Consider the following 5,047-nt stretch of genomic DNA (forward strand, 5'->3'; position numbering starts at 1 on the left):
AGCAAAGAGCTGAGAGTTTGAACATATTTTCGTTGGTCGTGTTTTGTCTTTCACTCTCCGCCCTATGCTCCATGCTGATGTATCCTGCGTCTCTGCGAGAGGCGCCTTAGAAAGGCTGTTCAGCGACGTGGCGATCTCATGGGATATGATCTATTGGTGAGATTGCCACGCCCTGCGGGCTCGCAATGACATAAAGGGAAAAGTGGCTCGCAATGACATAAAGGGGAAAGTGGCTCGCAATGACATAAAGGGGAAAGTGGCTCGCAATGACATAAATAAATCCGAATATCTAAGGCACCAAATCCTGAACAATTACCCATGCCGCGCATCGCGCGGCACCCTCGAAGAATGTAAATGATGTATCCGGGATACGCTATTTTCTATGTAATATCAAAACTTAAATATCAAATGTTCCAAACAGATGCCCTTCAACACATTTTGAATTTTGAGCATTTGGATTTGTTTAGGATTTCGATATTAGGATTTCATGCTTGCATTACGTTTTATACTTCTGATTCCGGATTTGCGGTCGTTAACTCTTAGCTCTCAGCCCTCTGCTCTCAGCTACGTGGGTGTTTCCGTTCCACTTTCTCCCGGCACGATAAGACTCGTGAGGGTTGTCTTCTTGTAGAGTTCCGTGAAGTAATAGGTGGCGACGAGAAATACGTAGTACGTGAGGACAGAGGATACGATGAACCCGATGAAATAGGGTATGCGAATGATCAACCTGCATACGTAGAGAAGGATCAGGACGCCTATGTACCCGGCGATATATTCCACGAAGACTTCCTTGATCCCCCGTATGATATTTTCGAATTCGAGGGCATCTCTGAAATCCATCTTTTCAGCATATGTGGCAAAGGCAAAGGGGAGAAAGAAAGAACATATGAGGAGCGCCACGTAGGATAGTGTAATGATGATGTTGCCGAAGAAGGCGGTAATGCTGGTCAGGGTGGTGAGGAAGAAACCGCATGAGAACATAAAGAAGGGAATTGCTCCATAAAGGATGAATATAAAGAGGAGCTTTATCCCTTCGATCCACGTGTCATATTTGTCCTGCCAGGTGGGGAGTCCCATACCGGCTATAATGAAAAGCCTTGATGCCCTGGAAAGAAAACCGAGAGAAAAAAAGTTCGCAACAGGGATACACAGGATAAGTCCCCCGTATATCCACCGCGTCATGTACCGTGTATTAAAGGTAAACCGGACAAAGGAGATAATATCCATTGCTATTTTCCTTGACCTGCCATGATGAAATCGACAAGAGGTTCTGCCGTGTAACCGGTCATCCCGCCGTCAATGACAATAGTTTCCCCGTTGATGTACTGGGCTTCCGGAGATGTGAGAAACAGAACGAGGCCCGTAATCTCCTCAACCTTTGCCATCCTGCCGATAGGTGTCTTGTTTGAGAGGAAATCGACGAAGACCTGTTTCCTGATAAGCCCTGCGTTCATGCCGCCGGCAATGAAACCCGGGGCGATCCCGACGACAGTAACACCATGGCGGGACCACTCGGATGCAAGGTTCCGCGTCATCACCATCAGCCCGGCCTTGCTCATGGCATAAGGAAGGAAACCCTTTTCACCATAGAGGGCGACCTGGGAGATTATATTGATGATCCTGCCTGATTTCTGCTCCAGCATACGCTTCCCGAATATCTGGGAGACGTAGAATGTTCCCTTCAGGTTCACATCGATCGCCCTGTCAAAATTCTCTTTCTTTGTTTTTTCAGAGGGAACGAGGGGATTGACGATGCCGGCGTTGTTGATGAGTACATCCACCTTGCCCCAGGTATCCCAGACCTTTCCCGCAACCTTTTCCATCTCCTCGTAGTTCGTGATATCAGCGGCGAAGGCAAGCACCTTTTTTCCTTTGAATTCCTCGTCAAATTTGCTTATTGCCTCTGCGTCCCTGTTGCATACTGCCACCGATGCACCTTCCGCGAGGAATGCCTCTGCCATGGCCTTTCCCAGGCCTTTAGCTCCGCCGGTAATAAAAACGACCTTATCCTGAAACCTCATATGTTACCTCCGTATAATTTTTTAATCCTTTCATCAAAAAGCCCGATGAGGGCTTCGTCATTGCCGACCGTCATTCCCGTAACCTTATGCCAGACGTCCTCCCTCTCCATGCAGAGGTATATGAAAAGTCCCTTGTTTTTACTTTTCAGGAGTTTGTAGAGCATTCTGTAGACCCTGATCCTCTGCTGTTTGATATATCTCATCTTTCCGTCCTCTCCCCTGATGAATTCGCCGTGGAGCAGGTTTTTCCTGTTGTTCTCCATGAAATGACCGAGGAGTTTTTGAGGGAAGCGGAGAAGCCCCAGGCTGATCCAGATAATCCTGTCCATGTCGAGGAGCCTGCCGATATCTTCAATGAGATACCGGTAATCCCTTTCGAACCCGGGATAGATGATCACCGGGTCAAAGTGAAGCCCCACGAAGCACCCCGCATCCTGGGCCTTCTTAGCTGTTCTTAACCGTTTATAAAGAGGGCTCGTCCTTTTCTCTTCCTGATCGATGATCTGCTGGGGAGATACCGAAAAGGAGATGATCGTGTAAGGGTTGAGGTACGGCATCAGGTGATCGATATAGGCCCACTTCGATTTCAGTTCTATGAGGGCCTTTTTCCGTTCGCCGAAGAATTCTATAAGCGGCCTGTTGAGGTCATACCGCCTGTCAAGCGCGAGACTGTCGGAAAGCTCACCTGTTCCGAACCTGAGGATGTGCCGGGTCTCCTTTTTGATCATCTCGTCTATCTGGGAGGTCACATAGGGGATGTCGTCGTGTATTGTGATCGATGGGGAATTGAGATATGCCTTCAGTATACAGTACGAACACGAGAGGGCGCAGCCCTCAATGAGGTCAATCGTCTTGTAGCCGCAGCAGATGTGGTTCTTTGTCCCTGGACAGTCCCGTACAATGTTGCCCTGTGACGCGACGCGTTCAACCTTGAGTGAGTTCAAGGATGCTCCTTATATAACCGTCTTCCAGAATTGTCCTCAGTTTTTCGATGGAGGCCTTCACATCGTTTTCACTTTTTATCTTCAACAATATATCAATATACTCCTTTTCAAAAAAAGGGTCTACCTTAATGTCGATATTCGGCGGCAGCGCGCAGCGTTGTTTAACGGTAAAAAGGTCTTTTTCCATAGACGACAGGATAGGATAGTTCCTTTTCTTCAATCGTGTTTTCAGGTCTCTCCCATCGCCTGCCGCACGCAGCCCTCTGAAATTGATCGCGCCTTTTTTGATCTTGATGAGGATAAGCATCTCCAGTATTTCTCTCAATAAGCTCTCGGTAAGGCGGAGAGGGGATACAAGGGAGATAATGTCATTTCTTTCCTGCACATCGAATCCAAGGAGATATTCAATGTTCTTCATTGAAACCCCGTGCCGGACAAGAAAACCCATCAGGGGTTCCCCTTCGTTCGCTATTGCGACAAAGTTGTTGAGAACCTTTTCATGGGGTTCAAGCGACAACAGCGTCATTGTCCCGAAGATCCTTTGCCGGGGGAAACCCGCACTGACCATCTTTTCCAGCGCACAGGCCTTTTCAACGGTATTAAGCCCTCTTCCAAGGTTGTCGTGGATCGACATGAGAATGGCCTCATCGGCGCCGGCCTTTTTGATTATTGCGGGGACCTTTGTGAATCCGAGCTTTTTTGCTGACGCAATCCTTTTGAACCCCGTTATGATGATCGGGGGGGAGGCATCGAGAAGAAGGACGGGCTGGACGATACCGATCTCTTGTATCGATTCCGTGAGGATCTCATCTTCCAGAGGATAGGAAATACAGAAACGTCTGTCGTTGATATTGATATCGTTCAGCGGAATTGTTTTCATCTGCAAAGAAAGATAACACCTTTTGTTCTGTTTATTGTACAAGAAATTGGAATTTGGTGTCAATATTGCGGTATATTATCAGATCAACACGAGGAGGGAACCATGAAGAAATCGATCGGGGCGAGGACCATGATATTTCCCACGCCGGTTCTTGTCGTGGGCTCATACGATAAGGCAGGGAAGCCGAACGCAATGACCGTCGCGTGGGGAGGGATATGCTGCTCGCAGCCGCCCTGTGTAGGGATCTCACTGAGAAAGGCAACGTATAGTTATGGGAATATTGTTGAAAGGAAGGCCTTTACAATTAATGTCGCGACAGAACAATACGTGAAAGAAGCGGATTATTTCGGGATTGCTACCGGAAAGAAGGTGGACAAGTTCGCGACAACAGGTCTGACGCCCGTTAAAAGCGATTGTGTCGATGCCCCCTATATCAGGGAATTTCCTTTTATCCTTGAATGTAAACTGATCCGGACCGTGGAGATCGGCCTGCATACACAGTTCATAGGCGAGATACTGGACGTGAAGGCAGATGAGGATATCCTCGGCAGGGACGGTCTCCCTGACATCGGGAAGATCAAACCTCTTGTATATGCCGCGGAGATACGGAACTACTACGGGTTTGGAAAATTCCTCGGCAAGTCATTCTCGATCGGAAAAAAATATTCATCAGTATTGATTGACAGTCATTAGAACAATAAGATATAAAAATAGATTGTGTCTATCTTTAGATGGTGAGATTTTCCCGGTTTGGCTTGTAAGGTTTTCCGTCAGGAATATCCTAAATGCTTTAGTGCTTTCAGGAAGGCGCATAGGTAGATGGTCATGTTAATAAAAGATGTCGTTGGTCTGGAGAGTGAGGCCGAATCAATAGTGCTGCAAGCGCACACCGAAGCGAAGCAACTGGAGAAGACCGTGGAAGAAGAGATTGTTTCCTACCGGAAGAAACTTACCGAGGAGACGCACCAGAGGATCGCTGAATTCCAGAGAAACACAGAGGAGAGATACAGGAATGCGTTGGCCGCTGCCGAAGGAGAACTGAAGACGGTTCTTGATGCCCTGGACCGGACCCCCGATGACAGCCTCCGGAAGCAGGTGGGGCTGATTGTATCCCGGTGTAAAAATTTATAGCGAAAACCTATGGCCATTGAGGCGTTAAAAAAGATAACGATCGTAAGCCCAAAAGATTCAAACAGACGTTT

The 5,047-nt window shown here is 47.7% G+C and carries 6 protein-coding genes; 2 read left to right on the plus strand and 4 right to left on the minus strand.

Features of this window, described 5'->3' with window-relative positions; genetic code table 11:
- Window positions 1-564: 564 nt before the first annotated feature.
- From PHU49_14425 to PHU49_14440, 4 genes are read right to left on the minus strand one after another with little or no spacing between them, the layout of a single operon-like run.
- Entirely contained in the window at window positions 565-1,227 is a 663-nt protein-coding gene (locus PHU49_14425; protein MDD5245201.1) for a DUF4013 domain-containing protein, read from the minus strand.
- Window positions 1,228-1,229: 2 nt separating this feature from the next.
- Window positions 1,230-2,021: an SDR family NAD(P)-dependent oxidoreductase gene (locus tag PHU49_14430; GenBank protein MDD5245202.1), complete on the minus strand. Its 792-nt coding sequence runs from the start codon at window positions 2,019-2,021 to the stop codon at window positions 1,230-1,232.
- Window positions 2,018-2,965 carry a hypothetical protein gene (locus PHU49_14435; GenBank protein MDD5245203.1) on the minus strand — a complete coding sequence of 316 codons (948 nt, stop codon included), beginning with the start codon at window positions 2,963-2,965 and terminating at the stop codon, window positions 2,018-2,020. Before PHU49_14435 ends, PHU49_14430 begins: the two co-directional genes overlap by 4 nt.
- Complete coding sequence (locus PHU49_14440) at window positions 2,946-3,845, minus strand: ParB/RepB/Spo0J family partition protein (GenBank protein ID MDD5245204.1); 900 nt, start codon at window positions 3,843-3,845, stop codon at window positions 2,946-2,948. Before PHU49_14440 ends, PHU49_14435 begins: the two co-directional genes overlap by 20 nt.
- A 102-nt stretch (window positions 3,846-3,947) precedes the next feature.
- Between PHU49_14440 and PHU49_14445 the strand changes: the two genes are divergently transcribed.
- Window positions 3,948-4,538: a flavin reductase family protein gene (locus PHU49_14445; GenBank protein ID MDD5245205.1), complete on the plus strand. Its 591-nt coding sequence runs from the start codon at window positions 3,948-3,950 to the stop codon at window positions 4,536-4,538.
- Window positions 4,539-4,664: 126 nt separating this feature from the next.
- Window positions 4,665-4,976 (plus strand): hypothetical protein, encoded by a 312-nt coding sequence (locus PHU49_14450; protein ID MDD5245206.1) that lies wholly within the window; start codon window positions 4,665-4,667, stop codon window positions 4,974-4,976.
- The last annotated feature ends 71 nt before the right edge of the window (window positions 4,977-5,047 follow it).

The sequence above is a fragment of the Syntrophorhabdaceae bacterium genome (genome assembly GCA_028713955.1).
GTDB lineage: Bacteria > Desulfobacterota > Syntrophorhabdia > Syntrophorhabdales > Syntrophorhabdaceae > UBA5609.

Bases quoted from the DNA above. Each gene is read 5' to 3' on its own strand.
- PHU49_14425 (MDD5245201.1), bottom strand. From the start codon at position 1,227: ATGGATATTATCTCCTTTGTCCGGTTTACCTTTAATACACGGTACATG.
- PHU49_14430 (MDD5245202.1), bottom strand. From the start codon at position 2,021: ATGAGGTTTCAGGATAAGGTCGTTTTTATTACCGGCGGAGCTAAAGGC.
- PHU49_14440 (MDD5245204.1), bottom strand. From the start codon at position 3,845: ATGAAAACAATTCCGCTGAACGATATCAATATCAACGACAGACGTTTC.
- PHU49_14445 (MDD5245205.1), top strand. From the start codon at position 3,948: ATGAAGAAATCGATCGGGGCGAGGACCATGATATTTCCCACGCCGGTT.
- PHU49_14450 (MDD5245206.1), top strand. From the start codon at position 4,665: ATGGTCATGTTAATAAAAGATGTCGTTGGTCTGGAGAGTGAGGCCGAA.